16 protein-coding genes, 1 tRNA gene and 1 pseudogene are annotated in these 15,892 nt (G+C 64.6%); 9 read left to right on the plus strand and 9 right to left on the minus strand.

Going from position 1 to position 15,892, the window contains the following annotated elements; translation table 11 throughout:
- Positions 1-7 precede the first annotated feature (7 nt).
- From SCLO_RS23435 to SCLO_RS14550, 3 genes are all read right to left on the minus strand, one after another.
- Positions 8-181 (minus strand): hypothetical protein, encoded by a 174-nt coding sequence (locus tag SCLO_RS23435; RefSeq protein ID WP_157080300.1) that lies wholly within the window; start codon positions 179-181, stop codon positions 8-10.
- 87 nt (positions 182-268) lie between these two features.
- Positions 269-1,207, minus strand: a complete 939-nt coding sequence (locus SCLO_RS14545) for a LysR family transcriptional regulator (protein WP_066515324.1) — start codon at positions 1,205-1,207, stop codon at positions 269-271.
- A 186-nt stretch (positions 1,208-1,393) separates the two neighbouring features.
- On the minus strand, positions 1,394-2,260 hold the full coding sequence (locus tag SCLO_RS14550; RefSeq protein WP_066515322.1) for an SMP-30/gluconolactonase/LRE family protein: 867 nt from the start codon (positions 2,258-2,260) through the stop codon (positions 1,394-1,396).
- Positions 2,261-2,530: 270 nt separating this feature from the next.
- Between SCLO_RS14550 and SCLO_RS14555 the strand changes: the two genes are divergently transcribed.
- Both SCLO_RS14555 and SCLO_RS24415 read left to right on the plus strand, forming a co-directional pair.
- On the plus strand, positions 2,531-3,181 hold the full coding sequence (locus SCLO_RS14555) for a PQQ-dependent sugar dehydrogenase (RefSeq protein WP_197705109.1): 651 nt from the start codon (positions 2,531-2,533) through the stop codon (positions 3,179-3,181).
- A 5-nt stretch (positions 3,182-3,186) separates the two neighbouring features.
- A complete protein-coding gene (locus SCLO_RS24415) occupies positions 3,187-3,303 on the plus strand; it encodes a PQQ-dependent sugar dehydrogenase (RefSeq protein WP_197705110.1) in 117 nt (38 codons plus the stop codon).
- On the opposite strand, the pseudogene SCLO_RS14560 reads toward SCLO_RS24415, so the two are convergent.
- A pseudogene (locus SCLO_RS14560) lies at positions 3,264-3,491 on the minus strand (transposase); the annotation flags it as partial. The gene SCLO_RS24415 and the pseudogene SCLO_RS14560 overlap by 40 nt on opposite strands.
- 262 nt (positions 3,492-3,753) lie before the next feature.
- A tRNA-Ser gene (locus SCLO_RS14565) sits at positions 3,754-3,844 on the minus strand.
- Positions 3,845-4,126: 282 nt separating this feature from the next.
- Here SCLO_RS14565 and SCLO_RS14570 point away from each other — a divergent pair.
- Complete coding sequence (locus tag SCLO_RS14570; RefSeq protein ID WP_066515468.1) at positions 4,127-4,678, plus strand: arsenate reductase/protein-tyrosine-phosphatase family protein; 552 nt, start codon at positions 4,127-4,129, stop codon at positions 4,676-4,678.
- On the opposite strand, the gene SCLO_RS14575 is transcribed toward SCLO_RS14570, so the two are convergent.
- The 3 genes from SCLO_RS14575 to pgeF form a co-directional block, all read right to left on the minus strand.
- Positions 4,647-5,861 (minus strand): carboxylate--amine ligase, encoded by a 1,215-nt coding sequence (locus tag SCLO_RS14575; protein ID WP_066515307.1) that lies wholly within the window; start codon positions 5,859-5,861, stop codon positions 4,647-4,649. The two genes, SCLO_RS14570 and SCLO_RS14575, sit on opposite strands and share 32 nt — an antisense overlap.
- The gene (locus tag SCLO_RS14580; RefSeq protein WP_066515304.1) at positions 5,858-6,832 is read right to left on the minus strand and encodes a polysaccharide deacetylase family protein; all 975 of its coding nucleotides are present in this window, start codon (positions 6,830-6,832) and stop codon (positions 5,858-5,860) included. Before SCLO_RS14580 ends, SCLO_RS14575 begins: the two co-directional genes overlap by 4 nt.
- Positions 6,833-7,112: 280 nt before the next feature.
- Entirely contained in the window at positions 7,113-7,874 is a 762-nt protein-coding gene (pgeF, locus tag SCLO_RS14585; RefSeq protein ID WP_066515301.1) for a peptidoglycan editing factor PgeF, read from the minus strand.
- Between the two features lie 162 nt (positions 7,875-8,036).
- Between pgeF and SCLO_RS14590 the strand changes: the two genes are divergently transcribed.
- The 5 genes from SCLO_RS14590 (at position 8,037) to SCLO_RS14610 (ending at position 13,820) form a co-directional block, all read left to right on the plus strand.
- Positions 8,037-9,653: an amino acid permease gene (locus SCLO_RS14590; protein ID WP_066515300.1), complete on the plus strand. Its 1,617-nt coding sequence runs from the start codon at positions 8,037-8,039 to the stop codon at positions 9,651-9,653.
- Positions 9,654-9,819: 166 nt separating this feature from the next.
- Positions 9,820-10,836, plus strand: a complete 1,017-nt coding sequence (locus tag SCLO_RS14595) for a hypothetical protein (protein WP_066515298.1) — start codon at positions 9,820-9,822, stop codon at positions 10,834-10,836.
- Positions 10,837-10,967: 131 nt separating this feature from the next.
- Positions 10,968-12,167, plus strand: coding sequence for a glycosyltransferase family 4 protein (locus SCLO_RS14600; RefSeq protein ID WP_066515297.1), 1,200 nt, complete (start codon positions 10,968-10,970; stop codon positions 12,165-12,167).
- Positions 12,164-12,880 carry a sugar transferase gene (locus SCLO_RS14605; RefSeq protein WP_096362160.1) on the plus strand — a complete coding sequence of 239 codons (717 nt, stop codon included), beginning with the start codon at positions 12,164-12,166 and terminating at the stop codon, positions 12,878-12,880. The genes SCLO_RS14600 and SCLO_RS14605 overlap by 4 nt, the downstream gene beginning before the upstream one ends.
- 31 nt (positions 12,881-12,911) lie before the next feature.
- On the plus strand, positions 12,912-13,820 hold the full coding sequence (locus SCLO_RS14610) for a sulfotransferase domain-containing protein (RefSeq protein WP_066515296.1): 909 nt from the start codon (positions 12,912-12,914) through the stop codon (positions 13,818-13,820).
- Between the two features lie 72 nt (positions 13,821-13,892).
- Here SCLO_RS14610 and SCLO_RS14615 read toward each other — a convergent pair whose 3' ends face one another.
- Positions 13,893-14,585: a LuxR C-terminal-related transcriptional regulator gene (locus SCLO_RS14615; RefSeq protein WP_066515293.1), complete on the minus strand. Its 693-nt coding sequence runs from the start codon at positions 14,583-14,585 to the stop codon at positions 13,893-13,895.
- A gap of 253 nt (positions 14,586-14,838) precedes the next feature.
- On the opposite strand from SCLO_RS14615, the gene SCLO_RS14620 reads away from it, so the two are divergent.
- A complete protein-coding gene (locus tag SCLO_RS14620; protein WP_066515290.1) occupies positions 14,839-15,891 on the plus strand; it encodes a glyceraldehyde-3-phosphate dehydrogenase in 1,053 nt (350 codons plus the stop codon).
- Position 15,892: the final 1 nt, after the last annotated feature.

The raw sequence follows: 15,892 nt of genomic DNA on the forward strand, positions 1-15,892 counted from the left end.
TCCGCGGTCAGGCCTCGCGGTCAGCGGCCCGTTCGACCCGTTGGGACGGAATGATGGCCTGCGCGCGCGCGGCGATCCCCGCGAGGATCAGGCGCACCGATCCGGCGCCGATGCCGATGAGGCGGTCGGCAAGAACATGCCGGCGGGCATGGGGGAAGTCGGGTCCTTGCTTGCTTCGCATGCCGCAGCTCCATTCAATGCTTTCACATTGCGCGGCAGCGCGTCATCGCAGCAGGGGTTAAATCATGATGAAATGCATAGATTACATCTATGTCGTCCTGCGCGCCCGGATACGCCGAATCACCTCATCCCAAAAAAGCTGCGTGGCCGTGTCGCGCGCCGGTTCGGAGCGGGCCAGGAGGAAAATGTCGTAGGCAGGCTCCGAATCGGCATGGAGGATCGGCCAGAGCCTCTCCCTGGCCACGTCGCTTTCGGCGGCGAGCACGGGCAGGAAGCCGATGCCGACCCCCTGCACGATGAGCCGCCTTGCTTCATTTATGTCTTCCGCCAGCCCGCTGACCCGCGTTCCCAGGCGATAGCGGCGGCGCAGATGCGTTATCTGCTCGATCTCGTCGTCGCCGGTAAGCACGAACCGCTCGTCCCTGAGTTCGTTCAGGCGGCTCACGCGATGCCCGAAATGGGGGCTGTGGCGGGAGCAATAGAGCTGCTGGCGCTCCACCAGCAGCGGCTCGTACAGCAGGCTGGCGCGAACGCTGCTGTCATAGCCGACCCCGATCTCGACCTCGCCCTGTTCGAGCGCGTCCAGCACCTGCCGCCATGGCGACACGCGGATTTCGATATGGATGGCGGGGTTGCGCCGGTGGAAGCTGGCGATCGCTTCGTCGAACTCCGGCGAAACAAGGCCCGAGACGATCTGGATGCGGACGATGCCTTCGACGCGCTTGGTCGCCTGGGCGATCTGGTGCGGCATCATCCGCGCCGATTCGAGCATGTCCTCGCAGAGCGTCATCATGGCCCTGCCGGCCGCCGTCATCTCCACCCCCGTCGGCGTGCGGTGGAGGAGCGTGACCCCAACATGATCCTCGAGCCGCTTGAGTGCGGCGCTGATGCTGGGCTGTTGGCGATTGAGCTGGCGCGCCGCCGCGCCGATGCCGCCAGCGCGGACGATGTCGACGAAGGTGCGCATCAGGTTCCAGTCGACCCGGCTGGCAAATTTCCTGTCGATCAGCGGCGCCCGGTCACTCATCCGTCGTCTTCTCCTTTCCAGATTGCTAAAATGGCGCGGCCATAGATCAAATCAATGGAAATCATTGGATCACTGCATCTACCGCTATGGCTTGTCCCCCCTAACCATCGTCAGATGGCTGTTCCTCCCCTCCTTTCCAGACTGACGCCCATTGGCCGGTCGAGCCCGGTGGAACGGCGGACGGGATCAGCGGGGAAGCGGCACCAGCGTCAGGCTGTTGCGTCGAAGCTGCGGCACGATAATCACACGCCGCTTGCTGTCGAAACCGATCGAGGCGGGCGAGTCGATGGCGGCCAGCGGGCTGACATTGCCGTCCGGGCCGACGCGAAGAAGCGTGCCGCCGCCAAGGCTGGAGATGATGATCGATCCATCTTCCAGCACGATGATCCCATCGTTGCGCTCATACCCCAAATCTATGCTGCTCAGCAGCTGGCCCTCGGGCGAGCGCAGGAAAAGCCGGGGACTGGACATGGCGACGTTGGCGATATTGCCGGAGGCATCGATCGCAATGCCGTTGGGATTGGCCGCTTCCTTTCCGGAGACGAACAGGCTTACCGTGCCGTCGGGGGCGATGCGGTAGATGCCGCCGGCGACGGATTTGCTCCTGTCGCCCATGTCCGTCACGTACACGGTCCCGTCGCTGGAGATCGCCAGGTCGTTCAGCACCGTGGCGCCCTCCACCCGAACCGAGCGGAGCGGCTTGCCGCTCGCCATGTCGAAACTGCGCACGAAGGGCGTATCGGCCACATAGAATATGCCCTTATGGATTTCCGAGCCGAAGGGGCGGACGAGTTGGACGCCGTCCTTGCCATCGGCCAGCCAATCGCGCTGCCGCAGCGTGCCGTCGGGATTCACGATACTGATGAAGCCGGCGTCGCCAGCGCCCATGCTGGCGACGAGATAGGCGTCGCGTCCCTCGTCATAGACGGCGCTTTCGGGAATCTGGAAGCCGCCGAAGCTGCGCGGCTGGGCCGCGACCGGGGGCGCCGCCAGCAGGAGGCCGATGGTCATCGCATGACGCCACGCCATGTGTGCGGTCAGATATTCTTTCATCGTCGATGCTCCATTGTTTGTTATACGCAATCATATTATGATATATACTATAGAAAATGGAATATTATAGTATGTTTTAAAGTATAGTATTATTTTACTTTCTTCCATGACTATTCTTGCCTGTGGAGACTCCGGCGGGAATGGCGATGTCGAGATGATGACCGGCCCCCGGCCGAAACGGCCGAGCGCAACACGGATTACAAGCCGGCATTCGCTGGCCAGACCCGGGCGCCGGTCAAGACCGCCAACATCGCCTATAGGGTGGAGACGGTGGCCAAAGGGCTCGACACGCCCTGGGCCATGCAATTCCTGCCCGACCGCCGGATATTGGTGACGGAACGGTCCGGCGGCTTCCGCATCGTCGGCCGGGACGGCAGGGTCGGGCCGGCGGTGCCTGCCTCTCCCCCGGTTTTCGCTGAAGGGCAAGGCGGTCTTCTCGACGTGGCGCTCGATCCGGATTTCGCGACCAACGACATCCTGTACTGGACCTTTGCGGAGCGGCGCGCCGATGGCACCAGCAACACGGCCGTTGCCCGGGGCATCCTGAACGCGGGCGGCGCCAGGCCGCAGATCAGCGATGTGTCCGTCATCTTCCGCCAGCAGCCGTCTTGGAAATCCCATCTGCATTTCGGCTCGCGCATCGTTTTCGCGCCGGACGGCAAGCTGTTCCTGACGCTCGGCGAGCGCTCGCTGCCCGAATCGCGCGGTCTTTCGCAGGACCTGGGCACGCATCTGGGCAAGGTGCTGGGGCTGGAGAAGGACGGCTCGCCGGCCGCCGGCAACCCCTTTGCCGGCCGCGACGGCGCGCGGCCCGAAATCTGGTCCTACGGCCACCGCAACATCCAGACGGCCGCGATCGAGCCGGCGACGGGCCGGCTCTGGGTCGTCGAGCACGGCCCGCGCGCGGCGGCGACGAACTGAACCGGGTGGAAGCGGGGCGCAATTATGGCTGGCCGGTCATCACCTATGGCATCGAATATGCCGGCCCGAAGATCGGCGAGGGCACCCGCAGGCTCGATGCTGTGCGGTACGCCTTGAGATAGGTCGCGTCGATCATCACCGTCTTACGCTCGGAAGCATGGGGCGTAGCCAGACCTTCCATCATCCGAAGAAAGACGCCCTTGTCACCCCACCGCTTCCACCGATTGTACAGCGTCTTGTGCGGCCCATAATCCTTCGGTGCATCGCGCCAGCGCAGCCCGTTGCGATTGACGAAAATGATCCCGCTCAAATCCAGTCTCCTCGCCGAGCCTGAATCACACAAAACCAATCATATCAATGGGGCCTGACCCTAGCGTTTCCAGGTCAACGGAAGCAGCCCATGCTGCAACCTCACTCCGTACCGCGAAAATAGGCGACAGAGAAAAAGCCGACGGAGCGACCAAATGTTGCTCCAGATACGCTCTCCGCAGACCGGACCATCTCCGCAAACGGCGCGGAACCGCGCCACTTTCCGGAGTATTTTCCTTTTATATCAATGACTTATGAATATGTGGCGGAGCGGGAGGGATTCGAACCCTCGATACGCTTTTGACGTATACTCACTTTCCAGGCGAGCGCCTTCGACCACTCGGCCACCGCTCCGCATGCGCTGGAAGGCGGCTCCCTATCCTGCGCCGGAGCAGGAGGCAAGTCCATCTGCTTCACTTTATTCATGCGCTGCCCCTTTTCGGACTGCGCGGCATCCTGATCTGCTCGCTCCGGCCCGCGCCCCATCCCAAAGGACGAACGGCGCAGCAGGAGCAGCATGAACCGCATCGACGCAACAACTGTCTGTTGAATGGAAAATCCGCTCAGGCTAGGTTCCGCTCAGCCGCTTGTTTCCCGCCCTGCCCTTTCGCCACCTCTCCCTCCGGCCTTTCGCTCATGATTCGATCCCGTTTCGGTACTTTTCGTGGGCTCATCCGGCTCGCGCTATCCTATCCGCAGGCCGTTTTGCGTCTCGCGGAGGAAAGGCGGCCCGACCCGGCGCGGGTGCGGCGGCTCGTCTTCCTGTGTCAGGGCAATATCTGCCGGAGCGCCTTTGCCGAAGCCGCCGCCCGCTCGGCGGGCCTGCGCGCCGCTTCCTTCGGCCTCTCCGCCGCCAGCGGGAGAGGCGCGCACGGTCCCGCCATCGCCGCCGCCGCAGCCCTGGGCCATGACCTGTCGGCGCACCGGGCGGCGGACATTCGGGACTATGTGCCGGAGGAAGGCGACCTGCTGCTCGCCATGGAGGTGCGCCAGCTTCACCGCCTCGCCGCCGATCCGCGTCTTCGTGACCGGCCGCGCCTGTTGCTGGGCCGGTGGACGCGCCCTGCGCTGCCCCATCTGCACGATCCCTATGGGCTGGACGACCGCTACATGACCCAATGCCTCGCGCGGATCGAAAAGGCGGTCGGGGCTCTGGTCAACACTTTTCCCGGCGCACGGCTTTCCTGAATATCTGCGCCATGTCCCGCATCCACGGCCGGGGATCGGACAAGGTGAGGATATAATAGCGCGTCCGCGGATCGAAAAAGGCGAGGATATAGCCCGCCGCCTCCCGCACCCGATGCACGCGGAAGAAGGGATCGCCGATCCGGCGCGGCGCGAGCAGCAGCCGCGCGAGCCGCTTCGTCTCCGGCACCATGTAGCGCGCCCGCAGCCCCCGATACGGCGAGGCAGCCTGGCCCGAATCCCGCTCCCCCAGTACCGCCCGGCGATAGCCTTCCCAGGCGAAATGCGCCCCGCAATGCCATGCCAGCGGCAGGCTCCCCCAAAAGCGCCCGTTCACTTCCATCAGCCAGTAATGCGTGCCGTCGTGGCGATATTCGACCATTGCCGGTCCTTGCCAGTCCAGCGCCCGCAGCAGCTTTTCGGACAGCGCCATCTGCGCCGCATGGCGCTCCGGAGGCTCCGCGCGGCACAGCGTCGACACCCCGCCTTCGGGCGGCCATTCATGCAGCCGCCGGTGCTGGAAACGGAGCGTGGCCCGCCCGTCCGCCATATGGAGCATCTGCCCCAGTCCCCAGCCGCCGCAATATTCCTGGATCAGCGGCCAGCACCCCACCGGCCGGTAGCGTCCCAGCAGCCGCGCCAGCTCCCCGGCGGAGCGGACATAATCCGCCTTGATCCACTCCAGCCCATGCGCGCCCAGCCGCCGCATGGCCTCGGGCGGATGGGCCCATTTCGCGACCACGGGATAGCGCAGGGCGGCGATCCGCTCCGCGAAATCCTCCCCCGCGACCGGCTGCCAGCTATGCGGCACCCGCAATCCCGCCTCGGCCGCCGCCGCCAGCGTCCGGTTCTTGTCGAGCACCTTTTGCAGCGGCTCCATCCGGGGCACGAGCAGGTGGCAATCCCCGATGCGCGGCGGCAGTCCGGCGAGTTCCAGCAGGTCCGTTTCCGATGTCGCGAACAGGGCCCCCGCGCCCGTGCGCGCGATCAGGTCCGGCAGCCACGCGGCGATGGGCCCATCAGGCCGCTCAAAGGCCGTCGTGCAATAGCGCGACGCCGCCGCCACGCCGGATGTCGACCGCCCGACACCATGGACCGGCACGCCATGCTGGCCCAGTTCCCGCATGATGGTAAGGCCGATCGCGCTGTCCAGACCCAGTATGATGGCGCCGGCAAGGTGCGTCACGCAGGGGCCAGCTTTCGTTCATAGCGCCAGTGGGCCCAAAGCTGCTGCGCCATGCGCGACGCGGTGCGCGCCCGGCTGGGCGGCGCCAGCGTGAAGCCGGGCTTGCCGTCGCCCAGCGATGGGGAAAGATCGGCAAAGCCCCCCGCCTCGACGCCGGGAAGGCGCCGCGCTTCCTCGCACAATCGCTCGAACCGGCGCATCACGGCGCGATTGGGCCGCGCCCGGTCGCGCGAAAGCATTTCGAAACTATGCGTGACGACGACGAAGGCCGCCTGCCGCTCCTGGACGGCATGGCGCAGCCCCACGCGCATTTCGGCGGCGGACATGGCGCAGATCTGCGCGGGGCGGAAGCCGCCCGGACGATCCGCAATGCCCGAAACCGGCACTTCCGTGAGGCCCAGCATCCGATGCGGCCCGGCAAGCCCACTCGCGGAAATGGCGCAATCGCGGCCCAGATAAGCGGGATTGACGCTGCTGTCCCACGCGATGCCGACCTTGGCCAGCGCCCGCAGCGTATCGTCGTTCGCCCCGAAATTCCCGGCGCGGAAGGCGGTGACGGCGGGCGCGCCCGCTTCTTCCAGCAGGCGCTTGCCGCATCCCAGCAGCACTATCTGGTCGGCCAGCGAAAAGTCCCCGATATTCCGGCCCTGCCGCCCGCCGACCGGCGATGACTTCGCCCATTGCAGCCATTCGCTATGGACATGCAGTTGAATCTCATGCCCGCGCCCCACGACCGCATCGACTATGGGCTTCAGGAAATCGGCGCCGTAAAGCAGCGCGGGCAGGGGATCGAGGAAGAAGACGCCCTTCAGGCCGTGCCGCTCCATCAGCGTCATCTGCCATTCGATGCCATAGGCCCGGCCCTCCGCCTCGCCCCAGATGGAGCGGCGCAGATTCTCCTCCAGCCCCAGGCCGCGCTGGTAAAGCGCGGCGGACAATTCCGTGTCGACGGTGATGAGCAGCGTGGTCATGGGCGGTCCGGTCCGGGGGCGACTCATTTTCTAGCGGGCAGATATTAAGGACAGGTAATATGGCCGCCCGATGGACGCTTTCCTACCGATGGGACGGGTGGGGAGCGGACATCAATTGTCCCTCGCCCCATGGGTGAGGGAGAAACCGCCTTCGCGATAGCGTGTAACCTGGCCTCCCGCCCCTCATCCAACGCCTCCCAAGGGGAGAAGGGAAAACCCATGTTCCCTCATGCCCCGAATCCGCCACCGCAATATCGCAGGCCCGCAAGTTCCAATCCGCTTAACTCCCCAGCGCGATCATGGAAATCTGCCGCCCATAGTCCGCCTCGCCGCGATGACAGGAACGGCGATAGCTGTAGAAGCGGCCCGGCTGCCCATAGGTATCCTCGTCCAGCATCTCGATCGAGCGGATGCCCGCATCGGCCAGCCGCGACGCCACATAGGCGGCGATATCGAACTGGCAATGCCCCTCCCGCCCCGGCGTGAAGAAACGGGCGTTCGCCGCATCTTCCCGCTCGAACCGTTCGGCGAAGTCGTCCGTCACCTCATAGGACGACCGGCCGATGCAGGGGCCGATGGCGCAGGCGATGCGGTCGCGCCCGGCCCCCAGCGCCTCCATCGCCGCGATGCAATTGTCCGTGACGCCCGCGACGGCGCCCTTCCACCCCGCATGGGCCGCGCCGACCACGCCCGCCTGCCGGTCGGCGAACAGCACCGGCACGCAATCGGCGGTCAATATGCCCAGGATCAGGTCCGGCCGGTCCGTCACCATGGCGTCGGCGGGCGGGCGATCTTCTTCCGCGATGGGGCCGGTGACCGTCACGACATCGGGCGAATGGACCTGCCGCACCGTCACCAGCGTTCCGCCCGGCAGCAGCGCGTCGCGCGCCAGGTCGCGGTTGCGCAGCACCGCCTCGCGATCATCCTCCGACCCCAGTCCCACGTTCAGGCCGCCATGGACGCCTGTCGAAACGCCGCCTTTCCTGCCCGCGAAGCCATGCGTCACGCCCGCCAGATTCCGTGCCCGCAGCAATTCCACCATCCTGTTTTTCCTCGCGGTCGTTGAAAAGGCGTGTCCCCGATACGCAACATACTTGCGCGGGACGGATTAGGCGATAGGTTTCGATCCCATGCCATTCCGGCGAAAGTGGCCTGCACCGTCCTGTGCCGCTTCTGGGAAAAAGACGATTAGGGGGCCTCAACCATGATTTTCGGGCGCATCAAGCCTCTGGACGCCATATTGGCGACGGCGCAGAAGAAATCCCTCGTCCGGACGTTGGGGCCTGTCCAGCTCACGCTTCTGGGCGTCGGCGCCATCATCGGCACCGGCATCTTCGTCCTGACCGCCGCCGCCGCGCAGAAGGCTGGGCCGGGCATGATGTGGAGCTTCGTGATCGCGGGGCTGGTCTGCGCCTTCGCCGCGCTCTGCTATTCCGAACTGGCCTCGATGGTGCCGGTGTCCGGGTCCGCCTATACCTACAGCTATGCGGTGGTGGGCGAATTGCTCGCCTGGATGGTGGGCTGGGCGCTCATCCTCGAATATGCGGTCGCGGCCAGCGCCGTGTCGGTGGGATGGTCCGGCTATTTCATGGGCCTCCTCAAAAGCGTGACGGGGCTGGAACTGCCGCAGGCGCTTTCCGCCGGGCCGGTATGGACCATGAACGGCTGGATGCCCCATGCCGATTTCACCCATGGCGTCATCAACATTCCCGCCATCGTCATCGCGCTCGCGGTGACGGCGCTGCTGGTGATCGGCACGACCGAAAGCGCCCGCGTCAACGCCGTGCTGGTCGCGATCAAGGTGACGGCGCTCACCGCCTTCATCGCGCTGACGCTGCCGGTGCTGGACACGGGGAATTTCTCGCCCTTCGCGCCCAATGGCTGGTTCGGGCCGGAAGGGACCAGCGGCATGGGCATCGTCGGCGCGGCCGCGTCGATCTTCTTCGCCTATGTCGGCTTCGACGCGGTGTCGACCGCGGCGGAGGAGACCAAGAATCCCCAGCGCAACGTGCCCATCGGCCTGATCGGCAGCCTGGCGCTCTGCACCCTCTTCTACCTCTTCGTCGCCGCCGGGGCCATCGGCGCCATCGGCGCGCAGCCGGTGCTCGGCCCCGACGGCGCGGTGGTCGCGCCCGGATCGGCGGGTTTCGCCGCCGCCTGCGCCACCGCCGCCCATGCGGGCGATCTGGTCTGCTCCAACGAAGCGCTCGCCCATGTGCTGCGCGCGATCAACTGGACGACTGTAGGAAATGCGCTGGGCCTCGCCGCCAACCTCGCCCTGCCGTCCGTCATCCTGATGATGATGTTCGGCCAGACCCGCATCTTCTTCGTCATGGCCCGCGACGGCCTGCTGCCCGAAAAGCTCGCCAGCATCCACCCCCGCTTCAAGACGCCTCATATCGTGACCATGGTCACCGGCGTCTTCGTCGCGATAGGAGCCGCGCTGCTCCCCGTCGGCCAGCTCGCCGACATTTCGAACTCCGGAACATTGTTTGCCTTCTTCATGGTTTCGATCGCCGTGCTGGTCCTGCGCGTCAAGGATGCGGGCCGCCACCGGCCTTTCCGCACGCCCCTGGTCTGGGTGATCGCGCCGGCCGCCACCATCGGCTGCGTGTTCCTGTTCCTGAACCTGCCCATCGACGCGCAGCTGGTGCTGCCGGTGTGGGGCGGCCTCGGCCTCGTCTTCTATTTCCTCTATGGGTATCGCAAGAGCCATGTCGGGCGCGGCATCGTCGACATCCATGAAGACGATCCCGACGCCCCGCCCCAACCCGTGCCGCCCATGCCCGGCGCGCCGACGCCGGGCGGGCGCGACGCCTGAGGGCACGAAAAGGGCGGGTCAGCGAAAGCGATCCGCCCCCACTCCCCCATAATGATTACCCCCGAAATGTTGCTGCAGAAACAGGACGGGGAGCATAAAAGTGTGCGCTCTCCTAGCGGCCGCAGATGCACGACGGCCGGAGAAGGGGGGCGAAGGGCCGAGGCGCATGAAGCATTTCCGACTAAAGGCGAGCCGCTCGACGCCTGCCATCGCCCGGATAGACGCTTCGGAATTGTCACCCGGCAGTCTGGGACAATATTTCCATGACGGAGCCTCCGCTGCCGTCATCACGGGAAATGAGTGGATAACGACCCTGTGGCGGTCGCTGACCGCCCAAGACTCCGCCATGCCCTGGACGGCGTCGCTCTACGATCTCGCGGGCAATTTAAGAGCGCATGACCATGTCACCGAAGCATTGGGAGACGTCTATTATTTCAAGCCGCGTCGCCATTCCTATATTGGCCGCAAGATCGAGATACGCTCCGACCACGGGATGCTGTCGAGCACCCCGGCATCCTTTCGCACACGGCAGGGCAGCTGGCAGATCAGCGACCTGTTGCGCGAGCAATGCTGGCGCTTTTCCATGGCCGTGATGAAGGCGCTGGCGCCTGCCAGGGCAAGGGAGGCGCAGTTCGACGGCGTACGCGCCGTGGTGCAGCATCTGCGCTATCACGACACGATGGACGGTCATAATTCGCTCTATGTCATGGTGCACAACTCGCTGGGGGCATGGGGCCGGATCGGTTACGGGCTGGATCGCCGCCGCGAAGAGTTGCGCGGCCCGCTGGGACGCCGCGGCGTTTCCGATGCGCTGGCGCTGCTTTCGCTAGCCCCGCCGCTGCGCGCGGCGATCGACCGGCTGAACAGCCTGGCAGGTCATTTCGATAAGCGCGGCATGGTGCCGGACGGCTATTCGCTCCTGTCGAAAGAGCATGTCGATACCCGCTATTTCTCCGCCTTGTGCGGTTCGCGCCGCAATCTGCGGACCGACATATTCGTGGACGGCGCATGGCTGCCCTTGCCGGTGAACAGCACGGACATCGTCGTCATTCCCGGCGCGCGGGCCATGCTTGCCTATGGCATCCAGCCGACCCTGCACCGGGTGCTTCAGGCCGATGGCGAGCATGGCGAAGGCGAGGACGGCGACGCCGCGAACATCACGCTTCTGCTGGGCGCCAAGTAAGCGGCGATACCGGCCCAAAGGGTTACTAGCCATATTCACCCCACACGGCGGCGGCGCGCGCCCTTATCCTTGGCGCGACACCGGCAGAGCGGATCGAATTGATTCGCGTCTGTGCTTTTCGGGAGGAAGGCGTGAAGATCGTCGTCGTCGCCAGCTTCGCACCATCGCTGGTCAATTTTCGCGGCCGATTGCTGGAAAGCCTCGTCTCGCGCGGACATGAGGTCATCGCCTGCGCGCCGGAGGACGATCCCGGCGTCGCCGAAACCCTCGGCCGCTGGGGCGTGCGATATCAGGGCATTCCGATGGCGAGGGCCGGGATCAATCCCTTCGCGGACCTCAGGACATTGGGCGCGCTTGCCCGGCTGTTCCTTCGGCTGCGCCCCGGACTGGTGCTGGCCTATACCCAGAAGCCGATCATCTATGGCGGCATCGCCGCGCGGCTGACGGCGCCTCGCGCGCGCCGCATCCTCATGTGCAGCGGCCTCGGCTATGCCTGCACGGGCGGCGAGGGGGCGGACAGGCTCCGGGCATTCGTCCGCGCCGTCATGGCCCGCCTGTTCCGCCTCGCGACGGCGCGCGCGGATCGGGTACTGGTCTTCAACCGGGACGACGGCATCGACATGCGCAGGCTGGGCATGGTCGCGCCGGGGCAGGACATCGTGCAGGTGCCGGGATCGGGCGTGGACGTGGCGCATTTCCGCGAAAGACCGCTTCCCGGCGGCCCTCCCACTTTCCTGATGATCGCGCGGCTGCTGCGCGACAAAGGCGTGGTCGATTATGTGGAGGCCGCCCGCCTGGTCCGCAAACGCCATCCGGAGGCGCGTTTCCGTATATTGGGGCCGTTCGACCCCAACCCCTCAGCGGTGAGCGAAAGGGACATGCGCGGCTGGGTCGAGGAAGGCACGATCGAATATCTCGGTTCCACCCATGACGTCCGGCCTTGCCTCGCCGAAGCCGGCGTGTTCGTCCTTCCCTCCTACTATCGGGAAGGATTGCCGCGAAGCACGCTCGAAGCCATGGCGACCGGCCGCGCGATCATCACCACGGACTCTCCGGGATGCCGCGAGCCCGTGGTGCATGGCGAAAATGGCTGGCTCGTCCCCGTCCGCGATCCGCAGAGCCTCGCCGCGCATATGATGCGCTTCATCGCGCAGCCCGATCTGATGGCCCAGATGGGCAGGAGATCGCGCGAGATCGCGGTCGGCCATTACTCCGTCGACCAGGTCAACGCCCTGCTGATCGACCTCATGGGATTGAACGAAGACCGCGGTGCCGCCCCTTCCACCCATGACCGGCGCGCCATGGCGGCATCGCTGGCCCAGCAATCATGAAAGCCCGCGTCCTGATCGAAGGAATCGTCGCCGCGCTGATGCTCGTGCTGGCCGCGCCTGTGCTGTTGGGCATCGCGGTCGCGGTCCGGCTTTCCATGGGACGGCCGGTCATCTTCTCGCAGATCCGCAGCGGCCTCCACCGCCACCCCTATGCCTTGCGGAAATTCCGCACCATGACGGATGCGCTTGACGGGAACGGGCAGCTTCTGCCGGACGATCTTCGCACCACGCGGGTCGGCGCTTTCCTGCGGCGCAGCCGGTTGGACGAACTTCCCGAGTTATGGAACATCGTCAAGGGCGAGATGAGCTTCATCGGTCCCCGTCCGCTGCTTCCCCCCACCATCGCGGTCATGCAGGACAAGGGCGAACGACGGTGCAGCGTGCGGCCGGGGCTGACCGGCTGGGCGCAGACGAAGGGGGGCCAGCTTCTCAGCCTCAGCGAGAAACTGGATCTCGACCTCTGGTATATCGACCATGCCTCCCTCCGGCTGGATGCGGTCATCCTGTGGCGCACGCTGCTGGTCGTGCTGCTGGGCGACCGGCGATCCTATGCGCCTTCCTCGATGAACATGCAGGCCAGCACCGAGGACCGCCGCTACGCCACCCCCACGGGCCTGTCATCGGGCCGCGCGGGCGATTCGGCGGCTCGCGATATTGCCGAGCCGGAAGAGGAGGAGCCGATGGCGCGCGAACGGGCGGCCGGACGGCGATAGCAGAGCGGACATGACTGGAGGGAGTGAAGGAATGAAGCCGAATTTTTTCATCGTCGGGGCGCCCAAATGCGGAACGACGGCATGGGTGGAATATCTTCGTTCGCATCCCGGCATCTTCATTTCGGCGGCGAAGGAGCCGCATCATTTTTCCCGCGACTTCCCCAAATGGAACTTCGTTCCCCGGCTGGACGATTATCTGGCGCTGTTCGAGAAAAGCGGGCCCGCGTCCGCGGTGGGCGAAGGATCGGTACGCTATCTCTATTCGAAGGTGGCGGCGCGGGAGATCCACAAGTTCAATTCCGACGCCCGCATTCTCATCTTCCTGCGCGATCAGGAGGATTTCCTTCCCTCGCTCCATCATCAGCAGCTTTACAATGGCGATGAGAATATCGAGGATTTCGAACGGGCATGGCGCTATTCAGCGGAGCGTCCCGCCTATAGCATCCCTGCCTGCTGCCGGGAACCGAGCTTCCTCGACTATGCGGCCATGGGCCGCTTCCATGAACAGGTGGAGCGTTATTACGCAATCTTTCCGCACGATCAGATCCGGGTCATCTGCTTTCGCGACTGGGTCGGCGATCCTCGCGGCACCTATCTGGAGATACTCGATTTCCTGGGGCTGGAGGATGATGGCCGGACCGATTTTCCGCGCATCAACGAAGCCAAATATCACAAGAGCCGGCTGGTCGCATCCCTGACGCAGATTCCGCCCGGCTGGGTGCGCCGCTCTTCGGCGGTCCTGACCCGGATCGCCGGAAAGGAGATGGGCCTATTGGCCCGCCTGCGCCGGATGAACCGGGGCACCGGTTACCGGACGCGGATCGATCCGTCGCTCAAGGAGGAAATCCGGCGCTATTATGAAAGGGACAACGCCCTTCTCCATGAGCGCATCGGCGCCCGGCTCGGCCGGGCCGCGCGACCGGTGCGATCCGCCGCCTGATAGGCCGGGACAGGATGGGGGTGGGACGCTCAGATCGGTCCTTCCCACCCCCATCCCGCATCCTTCGGCCGATCAGGCGGTCGGCGCTATCTGGTTTTCGGCAGCGGGAAGATCGAAGGCGGTGAGGCCGTGATGAGCGGCCCAGATCGCCGCCTGCGTGCGGTTCTTGACCCCGATCTTGCGGAGCACCGCCTTGACGTGGACCTTCACCCGCGGCTCGCTGATCTGCAGGCAACGGGAGGCGAGCTTGTTGGGATAGCCCATCACCAGGCACCGCAATATGCCCGTTTCCTGGGGACTGAGCTTGATGTCGCGCAGATCCTGGCCGGGGTCCGCCTGCTCGGCTTGCGGCAGGAAGGAAGGAAGATTGTCCGCAAGCTGGGAAGGCAGCACCTTGGCGCCCATCGCCACCAGGTTGAGCGTGCGGATCAGGGATTCGCAGCTGATCTCCGAAACGACCAGACCGTCGGCGCCCTGGCGCAAGGCCGAGACCAGCCCGTTGAAATCGAAACTGTCCGCCAGCACCACGATATGCGCATGGGGCATGCGTTCCTTGATCGGCGCCAGTTGATGGCCTTCTCCCTCCGTTGCGGAGGCTTCGACCAGAATGATCGGCTCCGGCCCGCCGCCCGATGGGATGTCCATCTCCTCGATGGAACTGACCGATTGAAGAACACGCAGATTTTCCTCCGCAAGAATGCGGACAAGGCCTTCGCGCGTAATCGAATTGCGCGCGACGACGATGACGTCGATTGAGTCAGCCATAGGTCTCACCTCTGTTTGTGGTATCAGGCAGACCCCATTATTCATTGCACCCGGCCATAAGGCTGAAGCGGCGACTCGGTGGGTCGACGCGAAAACTAGCATTTTCATGCGCCTGCGGGATCGTTTCCGAAGGACTAATCCGGCTGGACTATGCCGTTTCTTCCCGAACCGGCGGAGTAACTCCGAAGAGCCCCGGCATTGCGTGTCCGCCCCTGCTATAAATTCCGGGAACCTTGAAAGATGGGAACCTGAAATGACTGAAACGCTGAATGTCGGCCTCAATGGCTTTGGGCGCTTCGGGCTGCACCTGCTCAAATATTGGCTCGACAGGAATGAGGATACGCCCTGGAAGATAGGCTGGATCAATGATGACAGCCTGTCCTTGCAGGACGCCTACCGGCTGATGCTGCAGGACGATTATGTCATCTTCAACAAATACAAGGTCTATGCGGAAGGCGACACGTTGACCTTCCTCCAGCCCAATGGGCGCAAGCATGTCCTGCAATATAGCAATGTTCCCAAGGACCGGATTCCCTGGGTGGGCCTGCCCGACCTCTTCTTCGAATGTTCGGGCAAGAACACCATCGCGGAACGGTGCGACGATTTCCTGACCGGCCGGACGAAACAGGTCCTTATTTCCGCGACCTCATGGGATGCCGATGCGACGCTGGTCTATGGCTTCAACCATCAGGACTGGCGCTCCGACCTTCGGACGATTTCCTATGGCAGTTGCACCGTCAACGGCTTCGTGCCCCTGGCCGAATGGTTCAACGCCATGTACGGCGTCGTCAGCAGCGACGTGAACGTCATCCACAACGAAGCGCGCCACAAGCGGGGCGGGGAGACGCTGCTGCGCAAATTCTGCACGCTGGAAAAATCCGGCCCGCAATTACTGTCATGGCTGGCGGGCGATCGGTTCATCGTGAACTATACCGTCGTTCCCTATAGCGGCGTGTCGATGATGGACATGCGGTTCCGCTGTCAGCGACCACCCACGGCCGAGCAGCTTGCCGGCGACCTTTCGGTTGCGATGGCCGATGGCGGGCCGCTCGCCGGAATCTATGACATGGACGTCGCGGACATCGGACCGGAGGTCTATAATTGCACCGCCTATTCGGCGGTCATCATCCGCAACGCCATCAAGGTGCTGCATGACGAGGTCTATCTCCAGACCTATTTCGACACCGAAAATTCGGTGAACCGCTATTATGACCTCTCCACCTTCGTGGCGCGCAAGCTGCTGGGGCAGGAGAGCCGGGACGACCACAAGGTGGTCGCCTTCTCCCAGCCGATGGAAGCCTGTTGAC

The sequence above is a fragment of the Sphingobium cloacae genome, from assembly GCF_002355855.1.
Classification (GTDB): domain Bacteria; phylum Pseudomonadota; class Alphaproteobacteria; order Sphingomonadales; family Sphingomonadaceae; genus Sphingobium; species Sphingobium cloacae.

Excerpts from the sequence above, each read along its gene's own strand:
- SCLO_RS23435 (WP_157080300.1), bottom strand. The coding sequence starts at position 181 with ATGCGAAGCAAGCAAGGACCCGACTTCCCCCATGCCCGCCGGCATGTT.
- SCLO_RS14545 (WP_066515324.1), bottom strand. The coding sequence starts at position 1,207 with ATGAGTGACCGGGCGCCGCTGATCGACAGGAAATTTGCCAGCCGGGTC.
- SCLO_RS14550 (WP_066515322.1), bottom strand. The coding sequence starts at position 2,260 with ATGAAAGAATATCTGACCGCACACATGGCGTGGCGTCATGCGATGACC.
- SCLO_RS14570 (WP_066515468.1), top strand. The coding sequence starts at position 4,127 with ATGATTCGATCCCGTTTCGGTACTTTTCGTGGGCTCATCCGGCTCGCG.
- SCLO_RS14580 (WP_066515304.1), bottom strand. The coding sequence starts at position 6,832 with ATGACCACGCTGCTCATCACCGTCGACACGGAATTGTCCGCCGCGCTT.
- pgeF (WP_066515301.1), bottom strand. The coding sequence starts at position 7,874 with ATGGTGGAATTGCTGCGGGCACGGAATCTGGCGGGCGTGACGCATGGC.
- SCLO_RS14590 (WP_066515300.1), top strand. The coding sequence starts at position 8,037 with ATGATTTTCGGGCGCATCAAGCCTCTGGACGCCATATTGGCGACGGCG.
- SCLO_RS14595 (WP_066515298.1), top strand. The coding sequence starts at position 9,820 with ATGAAGCATTTCCGACTAAAGGCGAGCCGCTCGACGCCTGCCATCGCC.
- SCLO_RS14605 (WP_096362160.1), top strand. The coding sequence starts at position 12,164 with ATGAAAGCCCGCGTCCTGATCGAAGGAATCGTCGCCGCGCTGATGCTC.
- SCLO_RS14610 (WP_066515296.1), top strand. The coding sequence starts at position 12,912 with ATGAAGCCGAATTTTTTCATCGTCGGGGCGCCCAAATGCGGAACGACG.
- SCLO_RS14615 (WP_066515293.1), bottom strand. The coding sequence starts at position 14,585 with ATGGCTGACTCAATCGACGTCATCGTCGTCGCGCGCAATTCGATTACG.
- SCLO_RS14620 (WP_066515290.1), top strand. The coding sequence starts at position 14,839 with ATGACTGAAACGCTGAATGTCGGCCTCAATGGCTTTGGGCGCTTCGGG.